This is a genomic window from Streptomyces sp. AC602_WCS936 (assembly GCF_019049125.1).
In the GTDB taxonomy this organism is placed as follows: domain Bacteria; phylum Actinomycetota; class Actinomycetes; order Streptomycetales; family Streptomycetaceae; genus Streptomyces.
In genome coordinates this window covers 63482-80132 of sequence record NZ_JAGMUF010000021.1, presented here as the reverse complement: position 1 = coordinate 80132, position 16651 = coordinate 63482, and the positions used below count along the sequence as shown (strand labels likewise).

Below are 16651 nucleotides of genomic sequence, written 5' to 3'. Positions count from 1 at the left end.
CCCGCCCGTTCCTGCCCCGCGCATCCTTTCACCCTCTTCAACGTCTGATGTGCCCTGCACGTTCACCCGTGAAACCGCGGTGGTTCACCGGTTCATGGAGTGAGACACCCGCGAAAGGTAGAGTCCGACGGCGTGCACCTGAAGGCCCTGACCCTGCGCGGGTTCAAGTCGTTCGCGTCGGCGACCACGCTCCGGTTCGAGCCCGGCATCACCTGCGTGGTCGGACCGAACGGCTCGGGCAAGTCCAACGTCGTGGACGCGCTCAGCTGGGTCATGGGCGAACAGGGCGCCAAGTCGCTGCGCGGCGGCAAGATGGAGGACGTCATCTTCGCCGGCACCACCGGCCGCCCGCCGCTCGGCCGGGCCGAGGTGTCGCTGACCATCGACAACTCCGACGGGGCCCTGCCCATCGAGTACGCCGAGGTGACCATCACGCGGATCATGTTCCGCAACGGCGGCAGCGAGTACCAGATCAACGGCGACACCTGCCGCCTCCTCGACATCCAGGAACTGCTCTCCGACTCCGGCATCGGCCGCGAGATGCACGTCATCGTCGGCCAGGGCCAGCTCGACTCCGTCCTGCACGCCGACCCGATGGGCCGCCGCGCCTTCATCGAAGAGGCCGCGGGCGTCCTCAAGCACCGCAAGCGCAAGGAGAAGGCGCTCCGGAAACTCGACGCGATGCAGGCCAACCTCGCGCGCGTGCAGGACCTGACGGACGAGCTGCGCCGCCAGCTCAAGCCGCTCGGCCGGCAGGCCGCCGTCGCCCGCCGGGCCGCCGTCATCCAGGCCGACCTGAGGGACGCGCGGCTGCGCCTCCTCGCCGACGACCTCGTACGGCTGCGTGAGGCGCTGGACGCCGAGATCGCCGACGAGGCCGCGCTCAAGGAACGCAAGGAGTCCGCCGAGCGCGAGCTGGGCAAGGCACTGCGCCGCGAGGCCGACCTGGAGGACGAGGTCCGCCGGCTCACCCCGCGCCTCCAGCGCGCCCAGCAGACCTGGTACGAGCTGTCCCAGCTCGCCGAACGGGTGCGCGGCACGATCTCCCTGGCCGACGCCCGCGTGAAGAGCGCCACCTCCGCGCCCCCCGAGGAGCGCCGCGGCCGGGACCCGGAGGAACTGGAGCGCGAGGCCGCCCGCGTCCGCGAGCAGGAGGCCGAACTCGAAGCGGCCCTGGAGGCGGCCGAACGCGCCCTGGAGGACACCGTCGCCCACCGCGCCGACCTCGAACGCGAACTGGCCCTGGAGGAGCGCCGCCTCAAGGACGCCGCCCGCGCCATCGCCGACCGCCGTGAGGGACTGGCCCGGCTCAGCGGGCAGGTCGGCGCCGCCCGTTCCCGCGCCGCCTCCGCCCAGGCCGAGATCGAGCGGCTGGCCGAGGCCCGCGACGAGTCCAGGGAACGGGCCGCCGCCGCCCAGGAGGAGTACGAGGCGCTCCAGGCGGAGGTCGACGGACTCGACGCCGACGACCAGGAACTCGCCGAGCGGCACGAGACCGCCAAGCACCGGCTCACCGAGGCGGAGGCCGCCCTGAGCGCCGCCCGCGAGGCGGCCACCGCGGCGGAACGCGAACGCGCCGCCACGCAGGCCCGCCACGAGGCCCTGGCCCTCGGGCTGCGCCGCAAGGACGGCACCGGCGCGGTCCTCGCCGCGGGGGACCGGCTCGCCGGACTGCTCGGCCCGGCCGCCGGACTCCTCACCGTGACGCCCGGTCACGAAGCAGCCCTGGCCACCGCCTTCGGCGCCGCCGCCGACGCCCTCGCCGTCACCTCCCCGGCGGCCGCCGCCGACGCCCTCCGCCTGCTGCGCAAGCAGGACGCCGGCCGGGCCGCCCTGCTGCTCGCCGGCGCCCCCGACGACGTACCCGACCAGCGCCGGGGCGACGGACCGCCGTACGCCGCCGACCTGGTCCGGGGCCCCGACGACCTGATGCCCGCCGTACGGCGGCTGCTGCGCGGGATCGTCGTGGTCGGCACCCTGGAGGACGCCGAGGCCCTCGTCTACGCCCACCCGGAGCTGACCGCCGTCACGGCCGAGGGCGACCTGCTGGGCGCGCACTTCGCGCAGGGCGGGTCCGCCGGGGCGCCCAGCCTGCTCGAGGTGCAGGCCTCCGTGGATCAGGCCGCCGCCGAACTGACGGAGCTGGGCGTGCGGTGCGAGGAGCTGGCCGGGGCGCAGGAGGCGGCCGTCGAACGGCGCCGGGAGTGCGCGGCGGTCGTCGAGGAGCTGGGGGAGCGGCGCCGGGCCGCCGACCGGGAGAAGTCGGCCGTCGCCCAGCAGCTCGGGCGGCTCGCGGGCCAGGCACGGGGCGCCGCCGGTGAGGCGGAACGGTCCGCCGCCGCGGCCGCACGGGCGCAGGACGCGCTGGACAAGGCGCTCATGGAGGTCGAGGAGCTGGCCGAGCGGCTGGCCGTCGCCGAGGAGATGCCGGTCGAAGAGGAACCCGACACCTCCGTGCGCGACCGGCTCGCCGCCGACGGCGCCAACGCCCGCCAGACGGAGATGGAAGCCAGGCTCCAGGCCCGTACCCACGAGGAGCGGGTCAAGGGTCTCGCCGGACGCGCCGACTCCCTGGACCGCGCGGCCCGCGCCGAACGTGAGGCACGCGCGCGTGCCGAACAGCGCAGGGCCAGGCTCCGCCACGAGGCCGCCGTCGCCGAGGCGGTCGCCAGCGGCGCCCGGCAGCTGCTCGCGCACGTCGAGGGCTCCCTGACCCGCGCCGACGAGGAGCGCACCGCCGCCGACGCCGCCAAGGCCCGCCGCGAACAGGAGCTGACCGCCGCGCGCACCGCCGGGCGCGACCTGAAGGCGGAGCTCGACAAGTTGACGGATTCGGTCCACCGGGGCGAGGTACTCGGCGCCGAGAAGCGGCTGCGCATCGAGCAGCTGGAGACCAAGGCGCTGGAGGAACTCGGTGTGGAACCGGAGGGGCTCGCGGCCGAGTACGGCCCCCATCAAGAGGTGCCGCCCTCGCCCCCCGCCGAGGGCGAAGAGCTCCCCGCCGACCCGGAGCACCCGCGAAACCGTCCCCGGCCCTTCGTCCGCGCCGAGCAGGAGAAGCGTCTGAAGGCCGCCGAGCGCGCCTACCAGCAGCTCGGCAAGGTGAATCCGCTGGCGCTGGAGGAGTTCGCGGCGCTGGAGGAACGGCACCAGTTCCTCAGCGAGCAGCTGGAGGACCTGAAGAAGACCCGCGCCGACCTGCTCCAGGTCGTCAAGGAGGTCGACGAGCGCGTCGAGCAGGTCTTCACCGAGGCCTTCCGGGACACGGCCCGGGAGTTCGAGGGCGTCTTCAGCCGACTCTTCCCGGGCGGTGAGGGACGGCTGATCCTGACCGACCCCGACAACATGCTCACCACGGGCGTGGACGTCGAGGCCCGGCCGCCGGGCAAGAAGGTCAAGCGGCTGTCGCTGCTGTCGGGTGGGGAGCGGTCGCTGACCGCGGTGGCGATGCTCGTGTCGATCTTCAAGGCGCGGCCCAGCCCGTTCTACGTCATGGACGAGGTCGAGGCGGCCCTCGACGACACCAACCTCCAGCGGCTGATCCGGATCATGCAGGAGTTGCAGGAGGCCTCGCAGCTGATCGTGATCACGCACCAGAAGCGCACGATGGAGGTCGCCGACGCGCTCTATGGCGTGTCCATGCAGGGCGATGGTGTGTCAAAGGTCATCAGCCAGCGGCTGCGCTAGTTCTTCAACTCTTGAACGATTAACCCTCTACTGCATCTCCAAACTCACACCTCTTCACCTATTGACTTCGAAACTTGAAGGCATAGTCTCTGCAACGTTGCTTTTACCTTCAGGTCCCTTCAGCTTCCTTCTGGTGGCACCTCGAAGGCGAACCACCCCGGCAGCGTTGCCGGTAGCCCGAGGAGTACACGTGGCCAGCACATCGCAGGCATCATCAGGAGCCAGGACGGCTCACCCCGACCATCTCGGGCACGTCATCTTCATCGCGGCGGCGGCCGCGATGGGCGGTTTCCTCTTCGGCTACGACAGCTCCGTGATCAACGGCGCGGTCGAGGCCATCCGGGACCGCTACGACGTCGGTTCCGCGGTGCTGGCCCAGGTCATCGCCATCGCGCTGATCGGCTGTGCCATCGGCGCGGCGACCGCGGGCCGCATCGCCGACCGCATCGGCCGCATCCGCTGCATGCAGATCGCGGCGATCCTCTTCACCGTCAGCGCCGTCGGCTCCGCCCTGCCCTTCGCGCTGTGGGACCTCGCCATGTGGCGCGTCATCGGCGGCTTCGCCATCGGCATGGCGTCGGTCATCGGCCCCGCCTACATCGCCGAGGTCTCCCCGCCCGCCTACCGGGGCCGGCTCGGTTCCTTCCAGCAGGCCGCGATCGTCATCGGCATCGCCGTCTCGCAGCTCGTCAACTGGGGGCTCCTCAACGCCGCCGGCGGCGACCAGCGCGGTGAGCTGATGGGCCTGGAGGCCTGGCAGGTCATGCTCGGCGTCATGGTCATCCCGGCCGTCCTCTACGGCCTGCTGTCCTTCGCCATCCCCGAGTCCCCGCGCTTCCTGATCTCCGTCGGCAAGCACGAGCGGGCCAAGGAGATCCTCCAAGAGGTCGAGGGCAAGGACGTCGACTTCGACGCCCGCGTCGCCGAGATCGAGCACGCGATGCACCGCGAGGAGAAGTCCTCCTTCAAGGACCTGCTCGGCGGCAGCTTCTTCTTCAAGCCGATCGTCTGGATCGGTATCGGTCTGTCGGTCTTCCAGCAGTTCGTCGGCATCAACGTCGCGTTCTACTACTCCTCGACGCTGTGGCAGTCGGTCGGCGTCGACCCGACGCAGTCCTTCTTCTACTCGTTCACGACGTCGATCATCAACATCGTCGGCACCGTGATCGCGATGATCTTCGTGGACCGCATCGGCCGCAAGCCGCTCGCCCTCATCGGCTCGGTCGGCATGGTCATCGGCCTCGCGCTGGAGGCCTGGGCGTTCTCCTTCGACCTGGTCGACGGCAAGCTCCCGGAGACGCAGGGCTGGGTCGCCCTGATCGCCGCCCACCTGTTCGTGCTCTTCTTCGCCCTGTCCTGGGGCGTGGTGGTCTGGGTCTTCCTCGGCGAGATGTTCCCGAACCGGCTCCGTGCCGCCGCGCTCGGTGTGGCAGCGTCCGCGCAGTGGATCGCCAACTGGGCCATCACCGCGAGCTTCCCGTCGCTGGCCGAGTGGAACCTCTCCGGCACCTACGTGATCTACACGATCTTCGCCGCGCTCTCCATCCCCTTCGTCCTGAAGTTCGTGAAGGAGACGAAGGGCAAGGCCCTGGAGGAGATGGGCTGACCGCCCCGCCCCCGCACTCGGGGAGAAGGGCCAAGCCCCCGCTGCCCCTCTCCTCGTACCGTCCGCCGCCCCGCCCGGTCACCTTCCGGGCGGGGCGGCGGTGTGTGCGCGGCAGGGCGCCCACGCCCGTCGGCCGACATGGCCGCCTGCCCCAGCGCCGTAGGCCGCCACCGCCGAATGGGCACCACTCACCGGCGAGCGGTGCCGGCCGCGGTCGTACGCGGGCGCCTCGGGCCACTGCGCGGGCAAGACGGTCTCTGCGCGCCTGCCGAGGGCGCCGATGTCGGCATGGCCGGGGCACCCTTCGGCACGGGCGGGGCGTCGAGGGGCTCGACCGCGCGGTGGGTCCTTACGCCTCAGGGTGGCGTCTCGCGGTACGGGGGTCGTCCGCGTGCTGCCCTTTCCCGTGGTGGGGGTGGTGCCGGCCGCCGTCGTACACGGATACCGCGGGCCGCCCCGGGGTCGCGGTCTGCGGGCGCCTGCCGAGGGCTTCGGCGCCCGAAGTGCCGGGCCCTCGGGCCGGGTGGGGCGTCGAGGGGCTCGACCGCGCGGTGGGTCCCTACGCCTCAGGGTGGCGTCTCGCCGCCGTACGGGGGCGGCGGGTGCCCGTCGTCGCGAGCGTCGCTCACTCCCGTGGTGGGACGGCCGGGGCGCGCCGCGTGCCCCGGCCAGGGGTGTGCGCGCCGAGCGCAAAGCGAACGTCCCCCCTCGCCCGGGGCGAGAGGGGACGCGGACCGGACCGAACGCCGTCGGCTCAGACGCCCGCGCGCTCCTGCTCCGCCGCACGCTCGGCCGGCGTCGCCGCCGGGACGACCAGCGCCGGCTTCGGCAGCACCGCGTACAGCAGGCCGGAGATCACGACCGTGGCCACCCAGCCCAGTCCGTACTCGCCGACGAAGTTGTTCGTGGCCAGCGGGCCGGTGAACCAGTCGGAGGTGGTGAACATCAGGCCCGCGACCAGACCCACCGCCCAGGCGGCGACGGCGGCGGGGGAGAAGCCGCCCCGGTACCAGTACGCGCTGCTGCGCGTGGTGTCCGCCATCGCCGCGCCGTCGTACTCCCGCCCGCGCAGCATGTCCGCGCCGAAGACGCCGACCCAGGCGGAGAAGGCGACCGCGAGCAGCGACAGGAAGGCGATGAAGGAGCCCATGAAGCTGGTCGCCACCAGCATCAGCACGCCGCCGAAGATCAGCGAGATGACCGCGTTGACCGAGACCGCCCAGTGGCGCGGGACCTTGAAGCCCAGGGTCTGCGCGGTGAAGCCGGCCGAGTACATGGACATCGAGTTGATCAGCAGCATGCCGATCAGGGCGATCAGCAGGTACGGCACCGCGATCCAGGTGGGCAGGATCTCACCGAGGAAGGACACCGGGTCGGCGGCCGAGGCCAGGTCCGGCGTGGAGACGGCCATGATCATGCCCATCAGGACCATGGGCAGTACGACGATGCCCGCGCCGCCGACCGTGACGCCCACGATGCCCTTCGAGGAGGCCGTGCGCGGCAGGTACCGGGTGAAGTCCGGGGCGGACGGGATCCAGCTGACGCCGCCGGCCGCGATCAGGCCGACGCCCGTGATCATCGCGGCCACCGAACCGGCGGACCGGTCGAAGACCGCGGACCAGTCGGTGTCGACGACCAGGTAGCCCAGCACCAGCACCGAGAAGGCACCGAAGAGGTACGTCGCGTACTTGTTGCACTTCTGCACGGCGTTGATGCCCAGCCCGGAGATCGCGAACGTCGCCACCACGAAGGCGAGCAGCGTCACCATGTCCAGCACGCTGTTGGCCTTGATGCCGAACACGATGTCCAGCACGGTGAGCACGGCGTACGCGCCGGTCACCGCGTTGATCGTCTCCCAGCCCCAACGGGCGACCCAGATCAGCGAACCGGGCAGCAGGTTGCCCCGCTGGCCGAACACCGCGCGGGAGAGCGCCATGCCGGGCGCCCCACCGCGCTTGCCGGCGATGCCGATCAGCCCGACCAGGCCGTACGACACGACCGGCGCGGCGGCCGCGACGACGAGGGCCTGCCAGAAGTTGAGCTGGTACGCCACGACGAGGCTCGCGCCCATCGTGAGCAGCAGCACGCTGATGTTGGCGCCGACCCAGGTCGGGAAAAGCTCGCGGGTCCGGGCGGTGCGCTCGTGGTCGGGCACCTGCTCGATGCCGCGGGTTTCCAGTGCGCCTTCGGTCTCGGCGGTCTTGCTCATGTGGGGGGTCCGTGCCTCGATCGTGTGAGAAGAGGATTCGGTCGGGACTCTACGCGCGTTGACGTGGCCTCTACCATCGTACTTTGATCCGACTCCTTCCTTCCAGGGGCCTTTGTCCTTTGGAGGAAGCCATGAGTGGTCTTCTGTGCTCGGCCCTGTATGAGAAAGGCGTGGCACGGCTCACCGCATGAGCCATGCCACGCCTTGGGTGTGTCTCGACACCCCTCGACCCAGTCCTCCGTGCATCAGCGTGCGCCGCTGATACCGGACGGGTTGTGACTCCATCCGAATGGGCTTCCCGCCGGCCATGAGCCAGGCGGCGGGCCAGCCCGGCCCGGGGGCACGCCTGCCCCGCTGACCAACGAAGGGCCGGGGCAGGGGTCACGCATACTGGAGCCGTTATGGAAATCGTCATCCTTGCTGTAGTCATCGCCGTGGTCGTGATCGGCGCGCTCGGCGGGCTGATCGTGGGCAGCCGCCGCAAGAAGCAGCTGCCTCCGCCGCCCCCGTCCACGCCCGACATCACCGCCCCTCCGACCGAGCCGCACGTCGGCGAAGAGGCCGAGACACCGCGCGACGAACCGCGCCGGACGATAGAGGAGGTCGACCTCCCGGACGGCGGCACCGCCACCGTCGAGGAGCCGCCCGTCGTCGAAGAGCTCGAGGTCCCTCAGCTCGAGGTTCCCGAGCCCACCGCCGGCCGCCTGGTCCGGCTCCGTGCCCGCCTCTCCCGCTCGCAGAACGCCCTCGGCAAGGGCCTGCTCACCCTGCTCTCGCGGGAGCACCTCGACGACGACACCTGGGAGGAGATCGAGGACACCCTGCTCACCGCCGACGTCGGTGTGCAGCCCACCCAGGAGCTGGTCGAGCGGCTGCGCGAGCGGGTGAAGGTGCTCGGCACCCGCACCCCCGAAGAGCTGCGCGGCCTGCTGCGCGAGGAGCTGATCAACCTGGTCGGCCCCGACATGGACCGCGAGGTCAAGACGGAGCCGCCGAACAGCAAGCCCGGCATCGTCATGGTCGTCGGGGTCAACGGCACCGGCAAGACCACCACCACCGGCAAGCTCGCCCGCGTCCTGGTCGCCGACGGCCGCAGCGTCGTCCTCGGTGCCGCCGACACCTTCCGTGCCGCCGCCGCGGACCAGCTCCAGACCTGGGGCGAGCGGGTCGGCGCCCACACCGTGCGCGGCCCGGAGGGCGGCGACCCGGCCTCCGTCGCCTTCGACGCGGTCAAGGAGGGCAAGGAGCTGGGCTCGGACGTCGTGCTCATCGACACCGCCGGCCGCCTGCACACCAAGACGGGCCTCATGGACGAGCTCGGCAAGGTCAAGCGGGTCGTGGAGAAGCACGCGCCGCTGGACGAGGTGCTGCTCGTGCTCGACGCCACCACCGGCCAGAACGGCCTCATCCAGGCTCGCGTCTTCGCCGAGGTCGTCGACATCACCGGCATCGTGCTGACCAAGCTGGACGGCACGGCCAAGGGCGGCATCGTCGTCGCGGTGCAGCGGGAGCTGGGCGTGCCGGTCAAGCTGATCGGGCTCGGTGAGGGCGCGGACGACCTGGCGCCGTTCGAGCCGGCGGCCTTCGTGGATGCCCTCATCGGCGAGTGACGCCGCGGCACCACGAGCGGAAGCGCCCGCTCCCGGAGTTCGACCGGGGGACGGGCGCTTCGCCGTGTGCGGAAGGCGTGCCCTTCACGGAGGTTCGCGGACGGTCGGGTCGTACCGGTCGGGTAAGCACCGTGTCCTGGCGGACTCTTCCGGCCTCGGCGGGCGCGGGCCGCTTCGGTGACCACCGTGGTCGGGGGTCCAGCCCCGGCGGACCCGGGCCGACGGCAGCCCTACACCCGCGATCGATGGGCGACGTACGCCAGCGTCCCGAGCAGCAGCCGGGCCGCCGGTGGCTTCGTCGCCGAGTCGAGGGCCGGTGGGCGCAGCCAGCGCACCGGGCCCAGGCCGCCTCGGTCGGAGGGCGGGGCCGTGACGTACGCGCCGGGGCCGAGGCCGCGCAGGTCCAGGGCGGAGGGGTCGTCCCAGCCCATGCGGTAGAGCAGCCGGGGCAGTTCGGCGGCGGCGCCCGGGGCGACGAAGAAGTGGGCGCGGCCCTGCGGGGTCGCCGTGACCGGCCCGAGGGGCAGACCCATGCGCTCCAGCCGGGCCAGCGCCCGCACCCCGGCGGCCTCGGCCACCTCGATCACGTCGAAACGCCGCCCGATCGGCAGCATCAGCGCGGCGCCCGGGAACTGGGCCCAGGCCTCGCTCGCCTCGTCCAGGGTGGCCCCGGCGGGCACCTGGGGCGCGAAGTCCAGCGGGTGCGCGCCCGGCGCCGGGCAGTCGCGTCGCCCGCAGGAGCAGGCGCCGGCGGCGGCCCGGGCCCCCGGCACCACGTCCCAGCCCCACAGTCCGGTGAACTCGGCCACCGCGGTGCACTCCGACGCGCGACCGCGGCGGCGTGCGCCGGACCGGATGTCGCGCATGCCCCGGGTGCCGCCGATGCCGATCGTGAAGCCCATGCCCCCTCCAACGGGTCCGACCCGAAGCGGTTACGCAGCGGACGCGAAACGTGACTCTCTGCTTCCAACTCCCCAGTGTGGCGCGGTTCAGACAGCGTCCTGATGCACTCCGGGTCGCGTGCGGTCCCGCGCACGCCCCGGTGTGCACCGTTGCACCGACTCCCGGTTGGCCTATGTCAAGTGAATCGCGTGCAGGCCACCGCGAGTTCATTCGAAGGGGTGGCGAATGGTGGCGATTCCGCAATCGCCATGGCTGGACGGGTGATCGTAGGATTACTTTGTGTGCATGAAGCCGTGGGACACATGCACTTGTGGGTATGCCGGAGGCAACTCGGCTTTCCGTTCGAGGGGTGGCAACCGCCGGACGGAGGGCCCCGACCACCGGCATTCTGATAGGGCTTGGCGCACTCGGCGACAGGTGGTTCCAGGGATGGGGGCGTTCCAGTGAGCGGCAACGGCGGAAGCGGTACGAGCGCGGGAAGCGCCTCGCACGCTGACAAGCGCCCCAACGAGCTGCTCACCTCCTGGTTCGCCCGCAGCGGCTGGTCCAAGGGCGAGCTGGCCCGCCAGGTCAACCGCCGGGCCCGCCAGCTGGGCGCCAACCACATCTCCACGGACACCTCACGCGTGCGCCGCTGGCTCGACGGTGAGAACCCGCGCGAGCCGATCCCGCGCATCCTCTCCGAGCTGTTCTCCGAACGCTTCGGTGTCGTCGTCTCCGTCGAGGACCTGGGCCTGCGCACCTCCCGCCCGGCTCCCTCGGCGACCGGCGTCGACCTGCCCTGGACGGGCCCGCAGACCGTGGCCCTGCTCAGCGAGTTCTCGCGCAGCGACCTGATGCTGGCGCGGCGCGGCTTCCTCGGGAGCTCGCTGGCCCTCTCCGCGGGCCCGTCCCTCATCGAGCCCATGCAGCGCTGGCTCGTCCCCTCGCCCCCGGCCGCCGGCGCCGGGCGCGATTCCGCCCCGGGCTCACGCGCGCGCGGGCGCCTGTCCAGGCCGGAGCTGGACCTGCTGGAGTCCACCGCGGTGATGTTCCGCCGCTGGGACGCCCAGTGCGGCGGCGGCCTGCGCCGCAAGGCGGTCGTCGGACAACTGCACGAGGTGACCGACCTCCTCCAGGAACCGCAGAGCGAGACCACCCGCGCCAAGCTGTTCAAGGTCGCCGCCGAACTCGCCGAGCTGGCCGGCTGGATGTCGTACGACGTGGGGCTCCAGCCCACCGCGCAGAAGTACTTCGTCCTCGCCCTGCACGCCGCCAAGGAGGCCGGAGACCGGCCGCTCGGCTCGTACATCCTCTCCAGCATGAGCCGCCAGATGATCCACCTCGGCCGGCCCGACGACGCCCTGGAGCTGATCCACCTCGCGCAGTACGGCAGCCGGGACTGCGCCAGCCCCCGCACCCAGTCGATGCTGTACGCCATGGAGGCCCGCGCCTACGCCAACATGGGCCAGCCCGGCCGCTGCAAGCGCGCGGTGCGCATGGCCGAGGACACCTTCGCCGAGGCCGACGAGTGGGACGAGCCGGACCCCGACTGGATCCGCTTCTTCTCCGAGGCCGAGCTCTACGGCGAGAACAGCCACTCCTTCCGCGACCTCGCCTACGTGGCCGGCCGCAGCCCCACCTACGCGTCGCTGGCCGAGCCGCTGATGCGCCGCGCGGTGGAGCTGTTCGCCGAGGACGAGGAACACCAGCGCTCCTACGCGCTGAACCTCATCGGCATGGCCACCGTGCACCTGCTGCGCCGCGAGCCCGAGCAGAGCACCGGACTGGCCGTCGAGGCCATGGGCATCGCCAAGAAGGTCCGCTCCGAACGCGTCAACACCCGCATCCGCAAGACCGTCGACACGGCCGTACGCGATTTCGGTGACCTCGGCGAGGTCATCGACCTGACCGAAAGGCTCGCGGTCGAGTTGCCGGAGACCGCCGAAGCGGTCTGAAGAAACCCACCAGCCCCGGCCGCGGCCGGCCCTCCCGAACTGCCCGACTCGGCTCCCCCATGCCAGGTCACTCGGAGGCCGCGCCGCGGCCGGCTCACGTCCCCGGCCGGTACGTCGCGCCACGTCAACGACCGCCCGGCCCCGCATCCCGCAGTTCACCGACGCGTAACACGCACAGCGCCTTCGTCACGGCGGCGAAACAACGAGGGGCGTCCACCGAAACCGCGCTGCGCCAATCTCTTGGCGCATAACCGGCCCACCCCTCACTGCCTGCCCAGGCTTCGCCCGCACCGGGCCGTACCGACGACGAGGAGACGCCGATGGCTCCAGCCATCACGCTCGCCGCAGAGACGGAGCTCTCTGCCGCCAACACGGGCTTCATGCTCATCTGCTCCGCCCTGGTGATGCTCATGACACCGGCCCTGGCCTTCTTCTACGGAGGCATGGTCCGCGTCAAAAGCACCCTGAACATGCTGATGATGAGCTTCATCAGCCTCGGCATCGTCACCGTCCTGTGGGTGCTGTACGGCTTCTCCATGGCGTTCGGCACCGACACCGGCAGCATCGTCGGCTGGAACTCCGACTGGGTGGGCCTGAGCAACATCGGCCTGACCGAGCTGTGGGACGGCTACACCATCCCCGTCTTCGTCTTCCTGGTCTTCCAGCTGATGTTCGCCGTCCTCACGCCCGCCCTGATCAGCGGCGCGCTCGCGGACCGGGTCAAGTTCACCGCCTGGGCGCTGTTCATCACTCTGTGGGCCACGATCGTCTACTTCCCGGTCGCCCACTGGGTGTGGGGCGCCGGCGGCTGGGCCTTCGAACTGGGCGTCATCGACTTCGCCGGCGGTACGGCCGTGCACATCAACGCCGGCGCCGCCGCGCTCGGCGTGATCCTCGTCATCGGCAAGCGGGTCGGCTTCAAGAAGGACCCGATGCGCCCGCACAGCCTGCCGCTGGTCATGCTCGGCGCCGGTCTGCTGTGGTTCGGCTGGTTCGGCTTCAACGCCGGATCGTGGCTCGGCAACGACGACGGCGTCGGCGCGCTGATGTTCGTGAACACGCAGGTCGCCACGGGCGCCGCGGTCCTCGGCTGGCTCGCCTACGAGAAGATCCGCCACGGCGCCTTCACCACGCTGGGCGCCGCCTCCGGTGCCGTCTCCGGCCTGGTCGCCATCACCCCGGCGGGCGGCGCGGTCTCCCCCCTCGGCGCCATCGCCGTCGGCGTCGTCGCCGGTGTGCTGTGCGCCATGGCCGTCAGCCTGAAGTACCGGTTCGGCTACGACGACTCCCTCGACGTCGTCGGCGTCCACCTCGTCGGCGGCATCCTCGGCTCCCTCCTCGTCGGCTTCTTCGCCACCGGCAAGGGCCAGTCCGACGTCGAGGGCCTCTTCTACGGTGGTGGCCTGGACCAGTTCTGGAAGCAGTGCGCCGGTGTCTTCGGCGTCTTCGCCTACTCCCTGGTCGTCTCCGCGATCCTCGCCCTGATCCTGCACAAGACGATCGGCATGCGGGTCCCGGAGGACGACGAGGTGGCCGGCATCGACCAGGCCGAGCACGCCGAGACTGCGTACGACTTCAGCGGCGCCGGAGGCGGTGCCGCCCGGACGACCGCGCCGGCGGTCGCCCCCACGACCGCTTCCCAGGCCGAGAGCAAGAAGGTGGACGCATGAAGCTCATCACCGCCGTGGTCAAGCCGCACCGGCTCGACGAGATCAAGGAGGCCCTCCAGGCCTTCGGGGTGCACGGACTGACCGTGACGGAGGCCAGCGGCTACGGACGGCAGCGCGGCCACACCGAGGTCTACCGCGGTGCCGAGTACACCGTCGACCTGGTGCCCAAGATCCGCATCGAGGTGCTGGCCGAGGACGACGACGCCGAACAGCTCATCGAAGTCGTCGTCAAGGCGGCCCGTACCGGCAAGATCGGTGACGGAAAGGTCTGGTCGGTTCCCGTCGACACGGCCGTACGGGTCCGGACCGGCGAGCGCGGCCCGGACGCCCTCTGAGGCGCGACGAACAGAACAGGAGTCGCCGGGTGACGAGTACGGACGTGACGAAGGAAGCAGAGGACTCCGGACCCGGCGGCTACGCGGCGGCCCGGCTGCGCCTCCTCACCGAGGGGGCGCGGTCCGGGCCGCCGCGCCGTGCCGCCCTCGCCGAACTGACCGACGCGTGGCTGGCCGGCCTCTTCGCCGCGGGCGCCGGGGGAGTGAAGGGGGTCTCGCTCGTCGCCGTCGGCGGGTACGGGCGCGGTGAGCTCTCCCCGCGCAGCGACCTGGACCTGCTCCTGCTGCACGACGGCGGTGACGACAAGGCGGTCGCCGCCCTCGCCGACCGCCTCTGGTACCCCGTCTGGGACCTCGGCCTCGCCCTCGACCACTCCGTACGCACTCCCGCTCAGGCCCGGAGGACGGCGGGCGAGGACCTCAAGGTCCACCTCGGCCTCCTGGACGCCCGCCACCTCGCCGGCGACCTGGGGCTGACCGCCGCGCTGCGCACCACCGTCCTCGCCGACTGGCGCAACCAGGCCCCGGGGCGCCTCCCCGAACTGCGCGACCTGTGCGCCGAGCGCGCCGAACGCCAGGGCGAGCTGCAGTTCCTGCTCGAACCCGACCTCAAGGAAGCCAGGGGCGGCCTGCGCGACGCCACCGCGCTGCGCGCCGTCGCCGCCTCCTGGCTGGCCGACGCGCCGCGCGAGGGCCTCGCCGACGCCCGGCGCCGCCTGCTCGACGTACGGGACGCGCTGCACCTGGCGACGGGCCGGGTCACCGATCGGCTGGCGTTGCAGGAGCAGGACCAGGTGGCCGCCGAGCTGGGGCTGCTGGACGCCGACACGCTGCTGCGGCAGGTGTACGAGGCGGCGCGCGTCATCTCCTACGCCGGGGACGTCACCTGGCGCGAGGTGGGGCGCGTACTGCGGGCCCGCTCCGTACGGCCGAGGCTGCGCGCCCTGCTGGGCGGCGGCAAACCCGCCCCCGAGCGCTCCCCGCTCGCCGAGGGCGTCGTCGAGCAGGACGGCGAGGTGGTGCTCGCCCGCACCGCGCGCCCCGAACGCGACCCCGTGCTCCCACTGCGCGCCGCTGCCGCCGCCGCACAGGCCGGGCTCCCGCTCTCCCTGCACGCCGTACGGCGCCTCGCGGCCACCGCGGGCCCGCTGCCCACGCCCTGGCCCGCCGAAGCGCGGGAGCAACTGGTGACGCTGCTGGGATCGGGCCGGCCCACGGTGCAGGTCTGGGAGGCGCTGGAGGCCGAAGGGCTGGTCACCCGGCTGCTGCCCGACTGGGAGCGGGTGCGCTGCCGCCCGCAGCGCAACGCCGTGCACGTGTGGACCGTCGACCGGCACCTCATCGAGACCGCCGTCCGCGCCTCCGGCTTCGCCCGCCGGGTCCACCGGCCCGACCTGCTCCTGGTCGCCGCGCTGCTGCACGACATCGGCAAGGGCTGGCCCGGGGGCCACTCGGTGGCCGGGGAGACCATCGCCCGGGACGTGGCGGCCCGCATCGGCTTCGACCGCGCCGACGCGGCCGTCCTGGCCACCCTCGTACGCCACCACCTGCTGCTCGTCGAGACGGCCACCCGGCGCGACCTCGACGACCCGGTCACCGTCCGCACGGTCGCCGAGGCGGTCGGCACGGCGGGCACCCTGGAACTGCTGCACGCCCTGACCGAGGCGGACGCGCTGGCCACCGGACCGGCGGCCTGGTCGTCCTGGCGCGGCTCCCTCGTCGCCGACTTGGTCAAACGCGTCTCGGCGGTCCTGGCCGGGGACCCGCCGGCGGAGCCCGAGGAGGGCGCGCCCACCGCCGAGCAGGAACGGCTCGCCGTCGAGGCGTTCCGCACGGGCGGGCCGGTGCTCGCGCTGCGGCCGCAGACGGAGCCGCCGGCCGGTCCGGCGCCGAGCGCCGACCCGGAGCCGCTCGGCGTGGAGCTGCTGGTCGCCGTACCCGACCAGCCGGGCGTGCTCCCCGCGGTCGCCGGGGTCCTGGCCCTGCACCGGCTGACCGTCCGCACCGCCGAGCTGCGGTCCCTGCCGCTGCCGGACGGCGTGGACGGCTCCGTGCTGCTGCTGGACTGGCGGGTCGCCGCCGAGTACGGCTCGCTGCCGCAGGCCACCCGGCTCCGTGCCGACCTGGTCCGGGCCCTGGACGGCACCCTGGACATCGCCGCGCGGCTCGCCGAGCGCGACGCCGCCTACCCGCGCCGCCGGGGCGTGGCGCCGCCCCCGCCCCGGGTGACGGTCGCCCCGGCCGCGTCCCGGCTGGCCACGGTGATCGAGGTCCGGGCGCAGGACGCGCCGGGGCTGCTGTTCCGGCTCGGGCGGGCGCTGGAGGGGGCGGGGGTGCGGGTGCGGAGTGCGCACGTGTCGACGCTGGGGGCCAACGCGGTGGACGCCTTCTATGTGACGCGGGGCGAGGGGCGGCCGTTGCCGAGGGAGGACGCGGTGTCCGTGGCACGCGAGCTGGAGGAGTCGCTGCGGGCGTGACTTTGTGGTCGAGTCTCGTGTTGATCGGGTGCGCTCCCCGCCCATGCGGGGATGGTCCGGGCCGGTTGTCCGAGGCTGACATGGACGCAAGCTGCTTTTTGCACACGCGGGGATCCGGTCCCTGTCCGCTCACCGCAGCGGGCAGGGACACTTTGCTTGCCGGGCCGGATACCCTGGAGGGCGACCCACACCAACGCCGACGCGAGGACCTACGCCG

At 72.4% G+C, this 16651-nt stretch carries 9 protein-coding genes; 7 read left to right on the top strand and 2 right to left on the bottom strand.

Features of this window, described 5'->3' with window-relative positions; translation table 11 throughout:
- The first annotated feature begins 132 nt into the window (after positions 1-132).
- Complete coding sequence (gene smc, locus KUM03_RS10320; protein ID WP_217246739.1) at positions 133-3687, top strand: chromosome segregation protein SMC; 3555 nt, start codon at positions 133-135, stop codon at positions 3685-3687.
- A 190-nt stretch (positions 3688-3877) separates the two neighbouring features.
- Complete coding sequence (locus KUM03_RS10315; RefSeq protein ID WP_217246738.1) at positions 3878-5293, top strand: sugar porter family MFS transporter; 1416 nt, start codon at positions 3878-3880, stop codon at positions 5291-5293.
- A gap of 754 nt (positions 5294-6047) precedes the next feature.
- On the opposite strand, the gene KUM03_RS10310 is transcribed toward KUM03_RS10315, so the two are convergent.
- Positions 6048-7502, bottom strand: a complete 1455-nt coding sequence (locus tag KUM03_RS10310; protein ID WP_217246737.1) for a cytosine permease — start codon at positions 7500-7502, stop codon at positions 6048-6050.
- A gap of 401 nt (positions 7503-7903) precedes the next feature.
- Between KUM03_RS10310 and ftsY the strand changes: the two genes are divergently transcribed.
- Positions 7904-9112, top strand: coding sequence for a signal recognition particle-docking protein FtsY (gene ftsY / locus KUM03_RS10305; RefSeq protein ID WP_217246736.1), 1209 nt, complete (start codon positions 7904-7906; stop codon positions 9110-9112).
- A 230-nt stretch (positions 9113-9342) separates the two neighbouring features.
- Here the strand turns inward: ftsY and KUM03_RS10300 are convergent, their stop codons facing one another.
- Complete coding sequence (locus KUM03_RS10300; protein WP_217246735.1) at positions 9343-10014, bottom strand: bifunctional DNA primase/polymerase; 672 nt, start codon at positions 10012-10014, stop codon at positions 9343-9345.
- Positions 10015-10458: 444 nt separating this feature from the next.
- Here KUM03_RS10300 and KUM03_RS10295 point away from each other — a divergent pair, with 444 nt between their 5' ends.
- From KUM03_RS10295 to KUM03_RS10280, 4 genes are all read left to right on the top strand, one after another.
- Positions 10459-11952 carry a hypothetical protein gene (locus KUM03_RS10295; RefSeq protein ID WP_217246734.1) on the top strand — a complete coding sequence of 498 codons (1494 nt, stop codon included), beginning with the start codon at positions 10459-10461 and terminating at the stop codon, positions 11950-11952.
- 320 nt (positions 11953-12272) lie between these two features.
- Positions 12273-13622 carry an ammonium transporter gene (locus KUM03_RS10290; RefSeq protein ID WP_217246733.1) on the top strand — a complete coding sequence of 450 codons (1350 nt, stop codon included), beginning with the start codon at positions 12273-12275 and terminating at the stop codon, positions 13620-13622.
- Positions 13619-13957 carry a P-II family nitrogen regulator gene (locus tag KUM03_RS10285; RefSeq protein ID WP_006346309.1) on the top strand — a complete coding sequence of 113 codons (339 nt, stop codon included), beginning with the start codon at positions 13619-13621 and terminating at the stop codon, positions 13955-13957. Before KUM03_RS10290 ends, KUM03_RS10285 begins: the two co-directional genes overlap by 4 nt.
- Before the next feature lie 29 nt (positions 13958-13986).
- Positions 13987-16434 (top strand): [protein-PII] uridylyltransferase, encoded by a 2448-nt coding sequence (locus KUM03_RS10280; RefSeq protein ID WP_217246732.1) that lies wholly within the window; start codon positions 13987-13989, stop codon positions 16432-16434.
- Positions 16435-16651: the final 217 nt, after the last annotated feature.

What these genes read in the sequence shown, in the direction of transcription:
- KUM03_RS10310 (WP_217246737.1), bottom strand. Translation starts at nt 7,502, where the DNA reads ATGAGCAAGACCGCCGAGACCGAAGGCGCACTGGAAACCCGCGGCATC.
- ftsY (WP_217246736.1), top strand. Translation starts at nt 7,904, where the DNA reads ATGGAAATCGTCATCCTTGCTGTAGTCATCGCCGTGGTCGTGATCGGC.
- KUM03_RS10300 (WP_217246735.1), bottom strand. Translation starts at nt 10,014, where the DNA reads ATGGGCTTCACGATCGGCATCGGCGGCACCCGGGGCATGCGCGACATC.
- KUM03_RS10290 (WP_217246733.1), top strand. Translation starts at nt 12,273, where the DNA reads ATGGCTCCAGCCATCACGCTCGCCGCAGAGACGGAGCTCTCTGCCGCC.
- KUM03_RS10285 (WP_006346309.1), top strand. Translation starts at nt 13,619, where the DNA reads ATGAAGCTCATCACCGCCGTGGTCAAGCCGCACCGGCTCGACGAGATC.